The 18875-nt window shown below is 47.9% G+C and carries 15 protein-coding genes; 8 read left to right on the forward strand and 7 right to left on the reverse strand.

The features are described 5' to 3' along the window. Positions 1-43 precede the first annotated feature (43 nt). Entirely contained in the window at positions 44-1054 is a 1011-nt protein-coding gene (locus WA325_RS14310; RefSeq protein ID WP_044161960.1) for an NAD(P)/FAD-dependent oxidoreductase, read from the forward strand. A gap of 29 nt (positions 1055-1083) precedes the next feature. Here WA325_RS14310 and cobA read toward each other — a convergent pair whose 3' ends face one another. The 5 genes from cobA to nirB all read right to left on the reverse strand — a co-directional run bounded on the left by cobA (position 1084) and on the right by nirB (position 9942). Further along, the gene (gene cobA, locus WA325_RS14315) at positions 1084-2535 is read right to left on the reverse strand and encodes a uroporphyrinogen-III C-methyltransferase (RefSeq protein WP_336183841.1); all 1452 of its coding nucleotides are present in this window, start codon (positions 2533-2535) and stop codon (positions 1084-1086) included. A gap of 59 nt (positions 2536-2594) precedes the next feature. Beyond that, a complete protein-coding gene (gene nirD, locus WA325_RS14320; RefSeq protein WP_024120163.1) occupies positions 2595-2915 on the reverse strand; it encodes a nitrite reductase small subunit NirD in 321 nt (106 codons plus the stop codon). Between the two features lie 31 nt (positions 2916-2946). Beyond that, positions 2947-5364 (reverse strand): NADPH-nitrite reductase, encoded by a 2418-nt coding sequence (gene nasD / locus WA325_RS14325; RefSeq protein WP_336183842.1) that lies wholly within the window; start codon positions 5362-5364, stop codon positions 2947-2949. Positions 5365-5484: 120 nt separating this feature from the next. Then, a complete protein-coding gene (gene nasC, locus WA325_RS14330) occupies positions 5485-7617 on the reverse strand; it encodes an assimilatory nitrate reductase catalytic subunit NasC (protein ID WP_336183843.1) in 2133 nt (710 codons plus the stop codon). 6 nt (positions 7618-7623) lie between these two features. Then, complete coding sequence (gene nirB, locus WA325_RS14335) at positions 7624-9942, reverse strand: nitrite reductase large subunit NirB (protein WP_336183844.1); 2319 nt, start codon at positions 9940-9942, stop codon at positions 7624-7626. A 181-nt stretch (positions 9943-10123) separates the two neighbouring features. Between nirB and WA325_RS14340 the strand changes: the two genes are divergently transcribed. The 5 genes from WA325_RS14340 (at position 10124) to zinU (ending at position 15432) form a co-directional block, all read left to right on the forward strand. Further along, positions 10124-11329: an MFS transporter gene (locus WA325_RS14340; protein ID WP_336183845.1), complete on the forward strand. Its 1206-nt coding sequence runs from the start codon at positions 10124-10126 to the stop codon at positions 11327-11329. Positions 11330-11456: 127 nt separating this feature from the next. Next, positions 11457-12365: a GTP cyclohydrolase FolE2 gene (folE2, locus tag WA325_RS14345; protein WP_336183846.1), complete on the forward strand. Its 909-nt coding sequence runs from the start codon at positions 11457-11459 to the stop codon at positions 12363-12365. A gap of 2 nt (positions 12366-12367) precedes the next feature. Then, a complete protein-coding gene (locus tag WA325_RS14350) occupies positions 12368-12955 on the forward strand; it encodes a L,D-transpeptidase (RefSeq protein ID WP_336183847.1) in 588 nt (195 codons plus the stop codon). Positions 12956-13039: 84 nt separating this feature from the next. Next, on the forward strand, positions 13040-14209 hold the full coding sequence (locus WA325_RS14355; RefSeq protein ID WP_336183848.1) for an FAD/NAD(P)-binding protein: 1170 nt from the start codon (positions 13040-13042) through the stop codon (positions 14207-14209). A 29-nt stretch (positions 14210-14238) separates the two neighbouring features. Then, the gene (zinU, locus tag WA325_RS14360) at positions 14239-15432 is read left to right on the forward strand and encodes a zinc metallochaperone ZinU (RefSeq protein WP_336183849.1); all 1194 of its coding nucleotides are present in this window, start codon (positions 14239-14241) and stop codon (positions 15430-15432) included. Between the two features lie 47 nt (positions 15433-15479). Here zinU and WA325_RS14365 read toward each other — a convergent pair whose 3' ends face one another. Both WA325_RS14365 and WA325_RS14370 read right to left on the reverse strand, forming a co-directional pair. Beyond that, positions 15480-16160: an amino acid ABC transporter permease gene (locus WA325_RS14365; RefSeq protein ID WP_105955353.1), complete on the reverse strand. Its 681-nt coding sequence runs from the start codon at positions 16158-16160 to the stop codon at positions 15480-15482. 9 nt (positions 16161-16169) lie between these two features. Continuing rightward, positions 16170-17033 carry a transporter substrate-binding domain-containing protein gene (locus WA325_RS14370; RefSeq protein WP_336183850.1) on the reverse strand — a complete coding sequence of 288 codons (864 nt, stop codon included), beginning with the start codon at positions 17031-17033 and terminating at the stop codon, positions 16170-16172. A gap of 167 nt (positions 17034-17200) precedes the next feature. On the opposite strand from WA325_RS14370, the gene WA325_RS14375 reads away from it, so the two are divergent. Both WA325_RS14375 and WA325_RS14380 read left to right on the forward strand, forming a co-directional pair. Further along, positions 17201-18337: a zinc-dependent alcohol dehydrogenase gene (locus WA325_RS14375; RefSeq protein WP_105955351.1), complete on the forward strand. Its 1137-nt coding sequence runs from the start codon at positions 17201-17203 to the stop codon at positions 18335-18337. 12 nt (positions 18338-18349) lie between these two features. Continuing rightward, positions 18350-18805 (forward strand): RDD family protein, encoded by a 456-nt coding sequence (locus WA325_RS14380; protein ID WP_105991527.1) that lies wholly within the window; start codon positions 18350-18352, stop codon positions 18803-18805. Positions 18806-18875: the final 70 nt, after the last annotated feature.

An 18875-nucleotide genomic window follows, 5' to 3' on the forward strand; every position in this document is an offset into this window, starting at 1 on the left:
TGATATAACGTTAATGATAGATTTGGAATGGGAGGCAGGACGGATGGCTGAAAATCAAGAGGTGTATGACGTCACGATTATAGGCGGGGGACCGATCGGGCTGTTTACGGCTTTTTACTGCGGCATGCGGGAGCTGAAAACGAAAGTGATCGAGTTTTTGCCGCGGCTCGGGGGCAAGGTGTCTTTATTTTTCCCTGAGAAGATCATTCGCGATATTGGCGGGATACCGGGGATTGCCGGGGAGCAGCTGATCGAACAGCTGAAGGAGCAGGCGGCGACGTTTGACCCTGATATTGTGCTGAATCAGCGAGTGACCGGATTTGAGCGTCTGGATGACGGAACCATGGTGCTGACTAGCTCTGAGGGGGAGAAGCACTATACAAGAACCGTTATTTTGGCTGTCGGCATGGGCACGCTGGAGGTCAATGAGTTTGACAGCCAGGATGCGAGTCGATATGCAGGAAAAAATCTTCATTATAAAGTGGAGAAGCTTGATGCGTTTAGAGGCAAACGGGTCGTGATTTCTGGCGGGGGAGATACTGCGGTCGATTGGGCTAATGAGCTGGAACCGATTGCGGCGTCTGTTACTGTCGTGCACCGCAGGGAGGAATTCGGCGGACTGGAAAGCAGTGTGACAAAAATGAAGCAGTCATCTGTGCGGGTGCTTACTCCTTATCGGCTGGAACATCTCAGCGGCACTGAAGAACGCATCGAAAGCGTCACCGTTTGTCATGCTGAGTCTGGACATACCGAGGAAATCGAGCTTGATGAGCTCATTATTAATCATGGGTTTAAAATTGATCTCGGACCGATGAAGGATTGGGGTCTCGAGATTGAAGAAGGCCGGATTAAAGCTGACAGACATATGCGGACGAATCTTCCGGGCGTGTTTGTTGCGGGGGACGCGGCTTATTATGAAAGCAAGCTCAGATTGATTGCCGGCGGATTTACGGAAGGCCCGACTGCCGTCAACAGTGCGAAATCTTATCTGGACCCTCAGGCAGAAAATATGGCGATGTATTCCACCCACCACAAAAAATTGGTTCATAAATAAAAAAAGCCCTTTGGAAAAGGGCTGTATCATCAGCTGTGGAGGAGCTTTTTCTCCACTTGCTCATTTTGTATAAACGCAAATAATTGCTCTTGGTCTTGTACGGCAGTAAACCCGTATGCAGCGGCGGGCGCGCCATCGCCTATACAGATGACAGGGGGGCGGCTTGCTGACGGTTCTGGTGAAATGCCGATTTCTTCTCCTGCGCTGATCAATTGCTGAGCGGACTGCTTGCCGGGGCAAATGATCATGTGCAGAGGAGACTCACTGATCGTCCGTTCGGTCATTCTGGTGAATCGCTCATCTATGACGTTTTCATGGGTGATATAGCACAAACAGGACTCTGATTTCTGCATTTCTTCTACTGAATGACGGCTGCCGACAATCAGCTTTTTAGGTGAATTGTGATGGTGCTCGGATATGATGAAGCCGCGTTTTATAAGCTCTGCCTTTCCTGCTTCTGACGCTGCACTCAGGCGTGCGGTCAGCTGGCGAATGTCGATTCGTTTGGACGCGAGTGCTTCAAAAAAATCGCTAACCGCACGGCGTGATGTGAAGAAAATATCCTCAAAGGTGCTGATCTGTCCTAGAATATCCTCGTTGGCAGGCATTTTTTCAGTCCGCCATTTCGGCCATTCGATGACATCGGCACCATAATCGCGCAGCTTGTCTGCCAGCGTATGCTCATCTTCGCCATGAGTGACTATCATCATATGCTGCCCGATGAATGGTTTGCTTTCAAACCAGCTGTGTGTTTGAACGTTTACAATATCACCGATGACGATAATGGCGGGATTTGTGATTTGCTGTTCCTGTATTTTTTGATGGATATCCTGCAGCGTCCCTTTTACGCTCCGCTGGCGGCCCCACGTTCCCCATTGAATCACGATGACAGGGACAGAAGGAGATTTTCCGTACGCGATGAGCTGCTGGCAAATAAATGGAAGGTTTTTGACACCCATGTAAAACACAAGCGTTTGAACGCTTCGGGCAAGCCCTTCCCAGTCAAGGTTCGGCGTTCCTTTTAAGGATTTATCATGTGCGGTAATCATGGCGAAAGACGAAGCGAAATCCCGATGCGTGACGGGGATTCCCGCATACAGCGGCGCTGCGATTCCCGAGGTGATGCCCGGCACCATTTCATAGCGGATGCCATGCTGGTGGAGAGCGTCTGCTTCCTCGCCGACTCTGCCAAACACGCTGGGATCTCCGCCCTTCAAACGGACAACGGTTAATCCCTCCGACGCTTTTTCAATCAGCAGGGCATTGATCTCTGCTTGTTTCATAAAATGGCGGTCCGGCAATTTTCCGCAATAAATGAACTGGCAGTCTGGTGATGCGTATTCGAGCAGCTTAGGGTTTGCGAGCCGGTCATACAAAATGACATCAGCTTCCTCCAGCGCCTGTTTTCCTTTTATGGTGATGAGCCCTGGATCTCCAGGTCCGGCGCCCACAAAATATACGATTCCGTTTTTCATGATCATGTCATCCTTCCGTCACTGTAAAAAATGAAGGATCACTTTGAAAGTGATCCGGTCTTTGATCAATATACGAGATAAACGTATTCTCCTTCGATCAGCGTTTCGTATGTTTTGACACAGCCGTGATCCGGCTCTTGAACGATTCCGTCTTCCAAGGAGATTTTCCAGTCGTGCATCGGACAGAAGACATATTCGCCGCTGACGATACCTTCTGCAAGGACGCCGCCCTTATGGGGACAGCGGTTTTCAATGGCGCGGATGCTGCCGTTTGAAAGCTTAAAGACCGCAAGCTCCTTATCTTCAATATACACTGTTTTTCCTAATTGTTCAGGCAATTCTTCGATTTTTCCGATACATACTTTTGTGACGTCTTTGTTCACCATGTCCATTCCTCCTCAATGTTTGTTTCTGTCATTATGATGTGGTCACGACATTTTCAAATAATTCTTTAGAGGTTTGTTTATCTTCCAGGAAGTCCTTCCACGGATCTTTGTGGACAGAGAGCGTTTCATTCATTCGGCCGTTCAGCTCCTGCCGTTTTTCCGGATCGTTTAAAATATCTTGGACATGGGATAAACCGACGCGCTCCAGCCATGCGGACGTGCGTTCTAAGTAGTTTGCCGTTTCCCGGTAGTATTGAAGATAAGCGCCTGCGTATTCCAAGACTTCTTCATTTGTTTTCACCTTCATCAGCAAGTCGCCGGCACGCAAATGGGTTCCGCCGTTTCCGCCGACGTACAGCTCCCAGCCTCCGTCGATGCCGACAACCCCAAGATCTTTAATGCCGGACTCTGCACAGTTTCGCGGGCAGGCAGATACGGCCATTTTCACTTTATGAGGCGTGTTGAGTCCTTCAAATTTTTTCTCAAGGTCGATGCCTAAGGCCATGGAGTCTTGTGTGCCGAAGCGGCAGAATTGTTCGCCTACACAAGTTTTTACCGTGCGGAGTGTTTTTCCGTACGCGTAGCCTGACGGCATATCAAGATCGGCCCATACCTTTGGCAGGTCTTCTTTTTTCACGCCGATCAAGTCAATACGCTGGCCGCCTGTCATTTTGACGAGCGGGATCTCGTATTTGTCGACGACATCAGCGATTTTGCGAAGATCTTGAGAGTTGGTTACACCGCCGTACATCCGCGGTACGACAGAGTAGGTTCCGTCTTTTTGAATATTGGCGTGCATCCGTTCATTAACAAAGCGGGATGTTCTCTCATCCTCATATTTGGACGGATTGATCATGCCTAAGTAGTAGTTCAGAGCCGGACGGCATTTGGAACAGCCTTCTGGCGTTTTCCAGCCGAGCACGTTCATGACTTCTCTTGTATGTGACAGCCCTTTGGCTTTGATTTCTTCGACTACCTCGTCTCTCGACAATGAGGTGCAGCCGCAAATCGCTTCTTTTTGGGCTGATGCGTCAAAGTCTGATCCCAGCGTATACTGAAGGATGTCTTCTACGAGCGGCTTACAGCCTCCGCATGAGCGGGACGCGCCGGTGCATGCTTTGATTTCATCTGTTGATGAACAGCCCTGTTCCTGGATGGCTTGAATAATTGCTCCTTTTGACACACCGTTACAGCCGCAGATGATTTCATCATTGCTCATGGCAGCGGTCAGACTTGTGCCGGCTTCTTGGTTGAGAGGCTGTAAAATTGAGATTTTAGAGGTTTCAGAGATATCTGCTTCTTTTTGAATCATCGAAAACAGGCGGTTGCCCTCACTGCTGTCGCCGAATAAAACGGCTCCGACAATCTGATTGCCTCGCAGCACGACTTTCTTATAAATGCCATCCTGTTCATCAAAGACCTTAATCGCTTTTTTCTCGTCTGATTCGTTAAAGTCACCGGCAGAAAAGACCTCGACTCCTGATACTTTCAGTTGAGTGGAGAGAACGGAGCCTTCATAAGGTTTCGTTTCAACACCGCAGATATGTTTAGCGAGCACTTTCGCCTGTTCATAGAGCGGCGCCACGAGTCCGTATGCGATTCCTCGGTGCTCGGCGCATTCACCGACCGCATAAACGTGCGGGATTTCGGTTTGCATATAATCGTTGACAATGATGCCGCGGTTGACTGGAATTCCGCTTTCGGCCCCAAGCGCTGTATTCGGGCGGATGCCGACGGCCATGACGACTAAATCGGCTTCAACACTTGTGCCGTCTTTGAATCTGACGCCCTCGACCCGGTCATCTCCGAGAATTTCTTCTGTTTGCTTTTCAAGCAGAAAGGTCATTCCTTGTTTTTCTAATTCGTTTTGCAGCAGGCGTCCGGCCGTTGCGTCAAGCTGGCGTTCCATCAGGAAGGGAGCGAGATGGATAACGGAGACTTCCATACCGAGATTCAGCAGGCCGCGCGCAGCTTCTAAGCCAAGCAAGCCCCCGCCAATGACGGCTGCTTTTTTATATTGTTTTGACGCGGCGAGCATCGTGTCTGTGTCTTTTATGTCCCGGAAAGCTGTGACGCCTTTTTTGTCTGCACCCGGAATCGGCAGGATAAAAGGGACAGAACCCGTAGCCAGGATCAGTTCATCATAAGGCTGTATTCTGTTTGCATCGGTGATGACGGTTTTGTTTTCGGTGTCCACTTTAATAACTGTTTCATTGGTATACAATTGTATATTGTTTTCGTCGTACCAGTTCCAATCGTTTAACGTAATATCTTTGATATCTGTATCGCCTTGCAGCACTTTTGACAAAAGGATTCGGTTGTAGTTGGGATGCGGTTCGGAACCAAAAATTGTGATTTGAAATTCGTCTTTTGAAACATTCAGTATCTCTTCAATGGCCCTTACCCCGGCCATTCCATTACCAACAAGAACTAGCTGTTTTTTTCCCATCAGATGATCCGCTCCTTATCAATGTTTTTTCCAGCGTAGCACAGCAAAAAGAAATATTTAAGATGCATGTTATAAAATGTAACAAAAAATACGAAAATTTCTAAAAATTTTATGAAAATTTTAAATAGGTCTGACTCGGACGGCGCATACCTTAAAACCAGGCATTTTACACGCTGGATCTAGGCTGTCGCCAATCAAATCATTTACGTTTTGGGCATCCGCCCAGTGGATGGGAACAAATACTGTGTCTTTTCTGATGTGTTCTGACCATTTGCTGCGAACGGTGATGCTTCCGCGAGGAGATTCGATGTTCACGAGAACGCGGTCTTCGATATTGTAGGCCGCTGCTGTTTTCGGATGGATTTCCATAAATGATTCAAAATGTCTTGCGGCCAAAGAGGCGCTTTTTCTCGTTTGGACACCTGTTAAATAATGAGACATGACTCTTCCGGTCGTTAAAAACAACGGATATTCGGCGGTCGGCTTATCTTTTGCAACAACGGATTCGTTTGGGGTCACACTTAGTGCCGCTTTTTGATCCGGATGTGCAAATGAGTCCTCAAACAAGCGCCCGGTTCCGGGATGATCAGGCTCCGGACACGGCCAGTGAATCCCGCCTTCTTGTCTGAGCCTGTCGTATGTGATGCCGGAATAATCGGCGATTCCGCCGCGGCTTGCTTCTCTCAATTCGTTAAAGATATCCTCCGCAGACGTGTAGGGAAAATAACGGCCTTTTCCGAGAGCGGACGCGATTTCGCAAATGATCTGCCAATCATGTTTTGCTTCTCCCGGGCAGGGGCGGCTCGCTTCCCTCAATGTCACGCGGCCTTCGACATTTGTCATCGTGCCTTCGTCTTCTAAGTAAGAGGATGCGGGCAAAATGACATCAGCAAATTTCGCAGTTTCAGATAGAAACAAGTCGATCGCAACAAAGAATGTCAGTTTCGACAGCGCCTGTTTGACAAGGTTGGCATTTGGGCTGGAGACTGCTGGATTGGAACACATTAGAAACAGTCCTTTAATGTCTCCATCGTTGATTTTTTCCATCATTTCATAGGCTGAGACGCCTTTTCGCGGGAGCTCATCCGGATTGACTCCCCACACTTTTGCAATATAAGCCCGATGTTCTTCGTTTTCGATGGAACGGTAGCCGGGAAGCTGATCTGCTTTTTGGCCATGCTCTCGGGCGCCTTGCCCATTGCCCTGTCCGGTGATCGCTCCGTAGCCCGAGTAAGGCTTGCCGATTTTTCCTGTGATCAGCACCACATTTAAGAAGCCTTTCACAGCTGCGGTTCCGTCGGTTTGCTGTTCAATGCCGCGGGCTGTAAACAGCATGCCGGACGTTTCCTTGGCAAACTTCATAGCGGCCTTTCGCATTTGCTCTAAAGGAACATTTGTCTGATCGGCGATGTCTTCCAGATTTAAAGCGCTGGTATGCTGTTTGAGCTCATCAAATCCGTTTGTGCGCGTGCGAATGAAGTCTTCGTTTATCAGCTGTTCGTCTATGATGATTTTGACTAAACCGTTGGCAAGGGCTGCGTCTGTTCCGGGTTTGATTTTCAGATGAAGGTCAGCTATTTTTGTCGTCGCTGTTTCCCGGGGGTCAATGGCAATGAGATAAGCCCCGTTTTCTTTCGCTTGTTCAAAATACGGCATGATGGTCGGCTGGCATTCCGCGATATTGGTGCCGGCCAAAATGATCACTCGGGTGTGGGGGATTTCCGCTAAGGGAGTCGTCAAGCCTCTGTCTGCTCCGAATGTTTGGTTGGCTCCGGTTGCTGCGGCGGACATACAGAGCCGGCCGTTGTAATCGATGTATTTTGTCTGCAAGCCGACTCGTGCGAACTTTCCTAACAGATATGCCTCTTCATTCGTAATCGAGGCGCTTCCGTAGACAGCCATCGCATCATGGCCGTGTTTGTCTTGGATCAGGGTGACTTGCTCTTTTATATAGTTCAGCGCTTCAGCCCAGGTAACAGGCACAAACTCACCGTTTTTTTTGAGCAGCGGCCGGGTGATGCGGGAGGAGTGCAGGGCATGCTGGTGGGCGTTCATCCCTTTCATGCATAAACGGCCTTGTGTCGTGGGATTGTCGATGCCGATGGCTGTATACTTTTTCCGTGTGACAACGGTTTGTTCCACAAGCTGCATTTTGCATTGCATGCTGCAAAACGGGCATTGGGTGTCGTATGTTTTTTCTGATTGGACGTCTTGCTGTTTTTCGCGGAAATATCTAAGCAGTCGTTCAGTCAAAATGCCTCATCCTTTCTTAAGTGCGCCAGCCTGTATAGGCTGATTTTGTATCAATGACAGGTCTGTTTGAAGGTTTTCCAGCAGCTGCGTCCGCAAATCCTGTTCAAATAATACCTCTCTGATATGAATGATGCCGAGGCGGTCAATCCACTGATGAACCGCTTCTGCGTAGTGAGCCGTTTCGCGATAATATTGAAGAAGGCCTTTCATCATAATGGCAGTATTTTCTTCGCTATCCGTCACACAAAACAGCATTCCGGCACGGGCATGCCCTCCCCGGATGCCGCCAGCGTAAATGTCCCAGCCCTCTTGTGTTTGAATGGCGCCGATATCCTGTATAGCTGCGGCGGTGCAGTCTTTTTCACACGACAAGCTGATGGATATGTGATCAGGCATGGAAAGCATGTCAGTATGTCTTTCGATATGGCTTGCCAGCTTTTGAATAGAGCGATCTTCCCCGCACGTACATGCTATGACACATTGCAGCGTGCGGCGGTGCTGATGAGTGAAAACTGGCATGTGCAGTTCTTTTCTGATGTTTGCAAGGTCATTCGGCCGGATTCCGGAAAGCTTCAGCCTCTGGCCGTGAGTTATTGAAACATTGGGGATGCCGTATGTCTCGATGATGTTTGCGATGTTTCTGAGTTCCTTCGCATTTGTCAGCCCGCCGTACATTTGCGGAATGAGAGTGCATGTATCCTCGGGCGATGTTTCAGGAGACTGGATATACCCAGGCTGCAGCAATTCCATGTAATAGTGAAGCGCCGGAACACAAACGCGGCAACCGTTTTTCGTTTTCCAGCCAAGCTGATTCATTGCCTCAGCAGGATCGGGGAAATGACATCGGTGCAGTTCGGCGATGACTTCATCTTCCGTCAAATCAGTGCAGCCGCAAAACGAAGGCCGGCCGGCTGGTTCTGTATATTCGCTGCTGGCCAAGTATTTCAGAAGGTCTTCAACGAGCGGCTTGCAGCCTCCGCAAGAGCCAGATGCTTTTGTGCACTGCTTAACTTCTTCGACCGTTGTTAAGCCTTTCGTGTGCACCGCTTCTTCAATCAAACCTTTTGTCACCGAGTTGCATTGGCAAATGGGTTCAGCGGAAGGCATGGATGCAAATGAAATGCCGCTTTGATCCGGTTCGATCAGCTGCTTTTTGACAATGGAAATGTCTCTTTGTTTGAGCAGGCTGTCGAGAAGCCTCTGTTTATCACGTGTGTCTCCGAATAAAATCACGCCAGCCAGTTTGTCGTTCTCAAAGAGCGCTTTTTTGTAGCAGCCGGCATGTTCATCATGAAGCTTAATGCTCGTCGTGCCTGCGTCTTCGTGCACCTTTCCTGCCGACCACAAATCAATTCCCGCTATTTTTAAGGCTGCAGATTGGGCAGAGCCACGATACCCTTCACAGGGAGCGCCGCAGATGTGTTGAGCGAGGACTTTTCCTTGTTCATAAAGAGGCGCGACCAATCCGTATACCATTCCGTTGTGCTCGGCGCATTCCCCGACGGCATACACATTCTGTTTGCTCGTCTGCATGAATTGATTGACGATGAAGCCGCGGTTTGCGGCGATTCCTGCTGATGCAGCCAATTGGATATTGGGTCTTACACCAGCCGCCATCACAATCAAGTCTGCTTTTATCGAAGATCCGTCTCTGAACCGGATACCATCTGCCCGGGAGCCTCCTGTAATGGATGCTGTGTCTTTCTCTAAAAGAAAGGTTAAGCCTTTTCGTTCCAGCTCAGACTGAAGCAGACGAGACGCTGTTTGATCAAGCTGTTTTTGCATAATGCTGGGAGAGTGGTGAATGACGCTGACATTCATGCCCAGATGCCGCAGGCCGACAGCCGCCTCAAGGCCTAATAAGCCGGCGCCGATGACCGCTGCTTTTTGATAACGTTCCGCCATGCTGATAAAAGCTTGGCAGTCTTCTATTGTCCGAAAGCCGTAAACACCTTCTTTGTCTGTCCCGGGGATGGGGAGAATATGAGGGGAGGAGCCTGTTGCCAGAATCAATTTGTCGTAGGACAGGCTGCGTTTTTGATCTGTGATGACTTGCTGCAAGTCTGTGTTGATTTGAACGACCGTTTCACCTGTGTAAAGTGTTATGTCTTGCTTGGCGTACCATTCACTGCTGTTCAGCACAATGTCATTGAGCGATGCCTCCCCCTGTAAAACGGAGGATAGGAGAATGCGATTATAGTTGGGATGCGGTTCGCTGCCGAAAATGACGATCTCAAACATGTCACGATGAAGCTTTAATATTTCTTCAATACAGCGAATTCCGGCCATTCCGTTCCCTGCTACAATTAATCTTTGTTTCTTCATTTGCCAGACCTCCTTTGCCTCAGCTTGTAAGTTTTTCTCCTATCAAAAATTATGGCACAATGCTCAGTTAACGCATTAAACGTGTTACATTAGCTTACACATGTCTTTTCCGAAAAAATAAGGTCATATATTCTTGATTCAGAAAATTGAAATTTTTATAGGGTCAAGAAAGGGGAATGTTATGAAGCTGTCGGAACTGAAAACAAACGGTCACCCGTCCACTTTGCTCTGCTCGTTTTTATACTTTGATGTAAGTTTTATGATATGGGTTATGCTTGGGGCGCTTGGTGTTTATATTTCTCAGGATTTTGGCCTGTCTCCCTTTGAAAAAGGGCTTATCGTGGCTGTGCCGATTTTATCGGGATCTGTGTTTCGGATCATATTAGGCGTATTAACGGACAAAATCGGGCCGAAAAAAACAGCTGTGATCGGAATGCTGGTGACAATGATCCCGCTGCTTTGGGGAACTTTTGGCGGCCGTACGCTGACTGAGCTTTACGCGATCGGCATTCTGCTTGGCGTGGCCGGCGCGAGCTTTGCTGTTGCGCTTCCTATGGCAAGCCGGTGGTATCCGCCTCATTTGCAGGGACTGGCGATGGGGATAGCCGGTGCGGGTAACAGCGGCACCTTGTTTGCGACACTGTTTGGCCCCCGGCTTGCAGAGCAGTTCGGCTGGCACAGTGTGATGGGAATTGCGCTTCTTCCTCTGATCATCGTCTTTATTCTATTTGTTTTCATGGCGAAGAATTCTCCTGAACAACCGGCGCCGCAGCCGCTCAAAAACTACTTGCAGGTGTTCGGACAAAAGGAAACGTGGTTTTTCTGTCTGCTGTACAGCGTCACTTTTGGAGGATTTGTCGGGCTGTCCAGCTTTTTGGCGATATTCTTCGTCGATCAATACCAGCTGTCAAAAATTCACGCGGGAGATTTCGTCACATTATGTGTAGCAGCGGGCAGTTTTTTCCGGCCTGTAGGGGGCTGGATTTCAGATCGAGTCGGGGGCACGAAGGTTCTTTCTGTTCTGTTTGTCATCGTGGCTCTTTGCATGGCCGGAGTCAGCAGTCTGCCGTCTCTTTCAATGGTTATCATCCTTTTATTTGTCGGAATGATGGGACTCGGAATGGGCAACGGAGCAGTGTTTCAGCTCGTCCCGCAGCGCTTCCGGAAAGAAATTGGAATGGTGACGGGGATCGTCGGCGCAGCAGGAGGCATCGGAGGGTTCTTTCTGCCAAACATTTTAGGGTCATTAAAACAGATGACAGGCACATATGCCATCGGATTTATCACGTTTTCCTGTATCGCATTGCTGGCGTTTGTGCTTGTGATTGCCACAGGATATTACTGGAGAAAAAGCTGGAGCGCGGAAAGCAGCCCGGCGGATGTTTGATGTTGGATGGGAGACACGCGATTGCGCGTGTCTTTTTTGCTGTTTTCAACTTTCTCTTGATTTTAACTCGTGAACCGATCAGAATAAATAGTAATAATTACGATTTAAAGAGGAAGGAGTTTTCTGATTGGAACAACACATTCTGCTCCCGGAAAAAACGGAGCGTCTTCAATATTTTGGGTCGGTCAGTCCCATGAAAGGGCAAAAGCCTGTGGAAAAGGAGAACATGAAGGATCTTCAGAATACCAGAAAAGACTATTTTTTTGATATTCAGCAAGTAGGTGTCATCAATGTGTCTCACCCGGTCACTGTTACCTCAGCGTTGAAGCCTTGTCAGCAAACGACAGCAGCGAATTTTACCATGACCGCCAGCCTGCAGCGGAATCAGAAGGGCATCAATATGAGCCGATTCACAGAGCAGCTTCAACGCTATCATCAAAACGGCTGGATTCTCTCATTTTCTTCTCTTCAGCAATTTACGAAAGAGCTTGCAGAAAACATGGATCAAATCTCGGCTTCCGTCGAAGTGCGGTTTCCATGGTATTTCGAAAGAAAGAGTCCAATGCTTGGGAAAGTGGGGCTGATGCATGCTGAGATGTTGATGTCTGTCACCTATCACGAAGATCAGCCGTTTAAACAGCGGGCCGGTATCTCAGCGAAAGTAGCGACTCTTTGCCCTTGTTCTAAGGAAATCAGTGAATACAGTGCCCACAATCAGAGAGGAACGGTCAGCATTTTGGCCGATATTCATCCAACGGCACTGCTCCCAGTCGATGTTAAAGCCGATTTGCTTCACGTTGCAGAATCAAATGCCAGCGCGAGACTGCACCCGGTGCTAAAGCGGCCGGATGAAAAGGCCGTAACGGAAACCGCATATGAAAATCCCAGATTTGTTGAGGACCTGGCCCGTCTCATTGCAGCAGACTTATATGAGCTTGAATGGGTGTCGGCCTTTGATATTGAATGCAGAAATGAAGAATCGATTCATCTGCACGATGCCTATGCGAATCTTAGATTTTTGAAACAGGGGGAATGACTATGAAACTGTCATTCTTATTAATTGCTGTTTTTGCGCCGGCAATTCTGCTGTCAGCCTGCTCTTATCATGCGGACGAGAAAGCGGGATCTCAAATGAAGAAAACAGACAAACACATAACGGCCGCGCCAAAAATGGAGAAAACAAGCATTGATTGGACAAAGCCTTCCGGCGGAGAATACCCCGATATCAAGCAGCTGAAAAATGTCTGGATTGAAGTGGACGTGAAACAGCAGAAGGTTTATATCAATGCCGGAAGCAAAACCATCTATACCATGATCGTTTCATCAGGACTCGATCAAACCCATGATGATTCCACACCGAAAGGCACATTTCATATCGAGCCTGAACGGGGAGAATGTTTTTTCTCTGAAGGATATCAGGAAGGGGCGGAATACTGGGTTTCATGGAAAAATCATGGAGAATTTCTTTTTCACAGCGTACCCATGACAAAGGACAAAAAAGTCATTGAAAAGGAAGCAAAAAAATTAGGGGCAAAAGCATCCCATGGCTGTATCAGACTATCCATTCCAGATGCGAAATGGATATACGAAAACATACCTGAACACACAAAAGTTGTGATCAGCTGAATAGAAAGCAGTTGACAAAAAGGAAAAAAGAACATACGATTTAAATCGTAATAATTACGTTTTGTGTAGGAAGGAGTTACTCCTATGTATAAATGGCTTATCATCGGCGGCGGAATTCAAGGGTCGACCTTGGCTGTGCATCTGGTGAAGAGCGGAAAGGTGCCTATCCAGGATCTTGCGGTCATTGATCCTCATGCACAGCCCCTTGAGTGCTGGAAGCGAAATACGGCCCGCATTCGGATGAATGATTTACGCTCTCCATCGGTCCATCACATGGATACCGAGCCGTTCAGCCTGCAAACGTATGCGGATAAAAGCCAGTGGCCGGAGGTATTCTTCGGGAGGTATAAGCGCCCCTCTTTATCGCTTTTTAATCAGCATTGTGAAACTGTATTGGATGAGATACATATTGATCAGGCGTGGAAGAGAGGGATGGTAACAGACTTGAGAAGGAAAAACGGATTGTGGGAAGTGAGGACAGATGCCTCCGAAACAATCATAGGCGAAAGAGTTGTGCTAGCCATGAGTTTTTCACAACAGCCTTGCTGGCCGGAGTGGGCACAGCCATTTCAGAATGACGGCATTTATCATGTGTTTGACAGGGATGTGCAAGGGTTAAAACAGGAAGGCGTAAAAGCGGCAGTTGTGGGCGGAGGGATCACGGCGGCTCATTACGCCATAAAGCTCTCAGATGACGGGCGCGACGTGACGATGTTCGTGAGGCATCCGTTCCGCACCTATGATTTTGACAGTGATCCGGGCTGGCTTGGCCCGAAGTATATGAAAAGATTCAGCAAAACGCCAGACTACCAAAAGAGAAGGCAATGGATCACAAACGCCAGACATCGCGGCTCCTTCCCGAAGGACATCTCAAGAAAGCTTGCTGTCTATAGAGAAGAGGGCAGGATAAAGGTCATTCAGGATGAAGTGATATCATGTCAAAAAACAGCTGACGGCCGGCTGCACATACAGCTGAAGAAAAATGAATCGTCATACACATTCGATCATATCGCGCTGGCAACAGGCTTTGCCTCTGACATCAGCCGATTCGAGTGGGTTCAAAAAGCAGCGCAAGCAGAGCAATTGCCTTTTGCCGGCTGCGGCTTTCCGATTGTCGGCAAGGATTTGCAATGGGGGAACGGGTTATACGTGATGGGTGCCTTTGCGGAACTTGAAATCGGGCCGACAGCGAGAAATATTTCTGGGGCGCGAAAAGCGGCATTCACCATTACACATACGGCATTTAAATCGTAATGATTCTATTTTGAGAGGGTATGATCACAATGAAAAAAATTCCGGTTACAGTACTAAGCGGCTATCTTGGCGCGGGAAAAACAACACTGCTCAACAGCATTTTGCAAAATCGTGAAGGCTTAAAAATAGCCGTTATTGTAAATGACATGAGTGAGGTAAACATTGACGCGGGGCTGGTCAAGCAGGAAGGCGGGCTTTCCAGAACAGATGAAAAGCTAGTGGAAATGTCAAACGGCTGCATTTGCTGCACACTTCGCGAGGATTTGTTAGTCGAAGTGGAGAAGCTGGCAAAAGACGGACGGTTTGATTATATCGTAATCGAATCGACGGGAATCAGCGAACCGATCCCGGTGGCCCAGACATTTTCTTATATTGACGAAGAGCTGGGAATCGATCTCACCAAGTTTTGTGAGTTAGATACGATGGTGACAGTGGTTGATGCGAACCGTTTTTGGCATGACTATCAGTCGGGTGACAGCCTTCTGGACCGCAAAGAAGCACTTGGGGAAGAAGACGAAAGAGAAATTGCCGACCTGTTAATCGATCAAATTGAGTTTTGTGATGTTCTGATCTTAAATAAATGTGATTTAGTCAGCGAGCAAGAGCTTGAACAGCTTGAGAGAGTCCTTCGCACCCTGCAGCCAAGGGCTACATTCATTCGCGCTGTCAAAGGGAACGTCAAGCCGCAGGAGATTTTACATACGGGGCTATTTAACTTCGAGGAAGCGAGCGGATCTGCCGGCTGGATAAGAGAGCTGAAGGCAGGCCATGCAGCCCATACCCCGGAAACCGAGGAATACGGCATTTCTTCATTTGTTTATAAAAGACGGCTGCCATTTCATTCAACGCGCTTTTATCACTGGATGGATCAAATGCCTAAAAATGTTGTCCGCGCCAAAGGTATCGTCTGGTGCGCATCGCATAACAGCCTCGCTCTTCTGATGTCCCAAGCCGGTCCGTCCGTAACGATTGAGCCGGTATCCTATTGGGTGGCGGCAATGCCGAAGCTTGAGCAGGAGCAAATCAAACAGCAGGAGCCGGAAATATTAGAGGATTGGGACCCGGAATTCGGCGACCGTCTGACGCAGCTGGTGTTTATCGGAACAGACTTGGATGAAGACGCCATTACGAGGGAGCTGGATCAATGTTTGCTGACTGAATATGAGTTTGATTCCGATTGGTCGCTGTTTGAAGATCCATTTAAATGGAAGCTGAATCGATAGGAAAAAGCCGTCTCCTGCGGAGCGGCTTTTTTTAATGAAACGTTTGTTTAAAGATAATGCGCGTATTTCTTCTCAAGGATATTCTGAAAAGCCGCCGCAACGGAGCAGATGGCCCAATAAATGAGTGCGGTCAGAATATACATGGTCATGTAATCAAACTCTCGGCCCCCGATAATTTTCGCATGCTGTAGCAGTTCCGGCACCGTAATCATCGCGGCGAGCGAGGATGCCTTGATCAAATCGAGCAATACATTGGCGAGCGGAGGCAGCGCAATGCGGATCGATTGCGGCAAAATGATGCCCCTCATCGTTTGCCAATATGAAAGACCGAGCGAGGATGCGGCTTCCCACTGTCCCTTTTCAACGGATGAAATGGCTGAACGGTTAATTTCCGCAATATAAGCGGCGCTGTTGAGGCTAAAGCCGATCAAGGCGGCCGTAACGGCAGAAAATTCAATGCCGATATAAGGGAATCCAAAATAAAGGATAAACAGGATCACCAAAATCGGAACGCCGCGCATAAAGGAAATGTAGAGACGCGCCGGCCATCTCAGCAGGGCAATCTTAGACATTCTGGCGAGCGATATAAACAGCCCGATTACCGTTCCCGCAATCATGCTGACAAAAGAAATAAGCAACGTGTACCCTATACCCTTTATGACGTAAGGAAACGATTCAATCGCCAGCTGTGTGTTGAAAATATATTCCCACTGAATGCTGTACATCATGGCGTCTGATTACAGGTCAACGTCTTGGACGTCGACATCTAGTTTCTTTGATACATCCGCTTTATTAAAGAATTGTTTCGACAGCTTTGTCAAAGTGCCGTCCTTGCTCATCTTTTTCAGCGTCTCGTTCATTTGTTTCTGAAGCTCAGTATTGCTTTTTTTCATGACAAGCGCCTGTTTATTCGGCATGTACTTGATGTCAGGATGGATCGTTATGTTAAGATCCGGGAATGCCGCGAGTGCCAGTGTCTGCAGGTAATAGTCGTTTAAGATGACATCAGTGCGGCCGTTGGCAACATCTTTTAAATACTGCTCGTTGGTCGCGTTATCATAAATGACTTCTTGTGCGCCGTATTTTCTGGCAACGTCCATATAGACAGTTGTCGCTGCGCCAGCCGCTTTTTTCCCTTTTAAATCTTTCAGTGTTTTAATCCCTGATAAATCATCTTTTCGGACAATTGCTGTGCCATATGAATATTTATAAGGAGAAGAAAACGCGAACTTCTTCTCGCGGTCCTTTGTCACATCTATATCATTGGCGGCAGCGTCCACCTGGCCGCTGTTCACCGCTGTCAGCATCCCGTCGATGCCCATTTCCTTGAACTCGACTTTGAGCCCGAGACGCTTAGCCGCTTCTCGAACAACTTCAACCTCATAGCCTGTCAGTTGATCCTTACCTGAATCGGTATCATGATAGGACGTAGGATAAAGTGTGCCGGACGTAGCAACGACGATTTTTCCTTTTTCTTTGATCTGCTCCCAGCTTGTATCCTTGGAACCGGCTTCATTTTTGCCGGAACAGGCTGCCAATATAAGAAAGAAAGCCATTGTAAAGCTAAAGATAACGGCTTTTGATTGCTTACATGATTTCACCTATGTTTCCCCCAATCTGTTAATCAACTAAAAAGATAGCATTGAACATAAGGGGTTGCAATATGTTGATGGCGTTTTCAAAAAGTTCGAATTGTGTATACAAATGAAGCTGCGAGTTTAAAAGCAGCCGGGAAGGGAAGGAGTCATAAAAAAGGAGTTGGCCAAGGATGAAAGCACTGACATACCAAGGGAAAGAGCATGTGGAAGTGAAAGAGGTTGAAGCTCCCCGGATTCAGGATGCAAGAGATGCTATTATCCGCATTACGGCAACAGGTATTTGCGGCTCTGATCTTCATTTGTATAAAAACGGGATTCCGGCTGCGCCGGATTATATTATCGGACATGAACCGATGGGAGTAGTTGAAGAGACCGGAAGCGAGATTCAATCACTAAAAAGAGGCGATCGTGTCGTGATTCCGTTTAACATTGGGTGCGGCGAATGCTTTTATTGCAAGCATCAAATGGAGAGCCAGTGCGACGAATCAAATCCAAACCCGCATACTGATGTCGGCGGTTTATTTGGTTTTTCTGAAGATAACGGCAATTTTCCCGGAGGACAGGCTGAATACTTGCGGGTGCCGTTTGCTGATTTTTCATCCTTCAAAGTTCCTGCCGACAGTGAGCTTAAGGATGAACAGGTCTTGTTTCTATCCGACGTGATGCCGACAGCATATTGGAGCGTGGAGCACAGCGGAGTGAAAAAAGGCGATACCGTCTTGATTCTGGGAGCGGGGCCGATTGGGTTAATGGCGCAAAAATTCGCTTGGATGAAGGGAGCGAAACGCGTCATCTCCGTGGATCAAGTTCCTCATCGACTGGAGCATGCAAAACGGACAAACAGCGTGGAAACGTTCAACTTTACAGAACATGATGAGATCGGGAAGCTTCTTTATGATGAAACGGACGGCGGAGCGGATGTCGTTATTGATTGTGTCGGAATGGACGGGACCCCGCTGTCGAAAGAAAAAACATCTGAAAAGCCGAACCAATTCGGAACCATCAGCCCGATTCTCACCGCGTCTGAAGCAGTCAGAAAGTTCGGCACAGTTCAGCTGACAGGGGCATATATTTCTCAAGCGGACGGTTTTCCGCTCGGCGATTTCTTCACCCGCAATGTATCTGTCAAAATGGGACAGGCACCCGTCATTCATCTGATGCCGATGCTGTATCAACTGGTTGAGCAGCAAGAAATTGATCCTACCGATATCATTACGCACAAATTAAGTCTTGCTGATGCCCCTAGAGCATATGATATATTCGATAAGAAAGAAGACGGCAACATCAAAGTCATATTGAAACCATAATGGGGGAGTTACATGAACATCTACAAACCAGCCGGATTTTGGATCAGACTAGGAGCTTCATTACTGGATTACATTATTGTCTCGGTGCCCCTTTTGCTGATCTATTGGCTGATCACAGGAAAAGACCCGAACGACAGCATGATCATCAGCCTGGTCGTTTTGCTGTACTCTATTTTGCTGCCGGTATTTTGGCAAGGCTATCTCATCGGAAAAAGGATTTGCGGAATCAGAATTGTAAAAAAAGACGGGTCACAGGTTGGCCTGGTAACCATGATTATGCGAGTCATCATTGCCGCCCTGGTTTACGGCATAACCTTCGGGCTCGGTTTAATTGTCAGCCTGTTTATGATCGGGCTGAGAGAAGACAAACGGACGCTGCATGATTTTATCGCAGGAACATACGTTACTTACGCAGCACCGGGAGAAGAAGAACTTTATACGGACGAACAGATTAGAAAGAGCGAATAATGGTTCGCTCTTTTTATTTTGTATACATAAAAAAACAGAATGAAGCAAAATATATGATAAAAGATAGGAG

Source organism: Bacillus sp. 205(2023), from assembly GCF_037027485.1.
GTDB lineage: Bacteria > Bacillota > Bacilli > Bacillales > Bacillaceae > Bacillus > Bacillus halotolerans.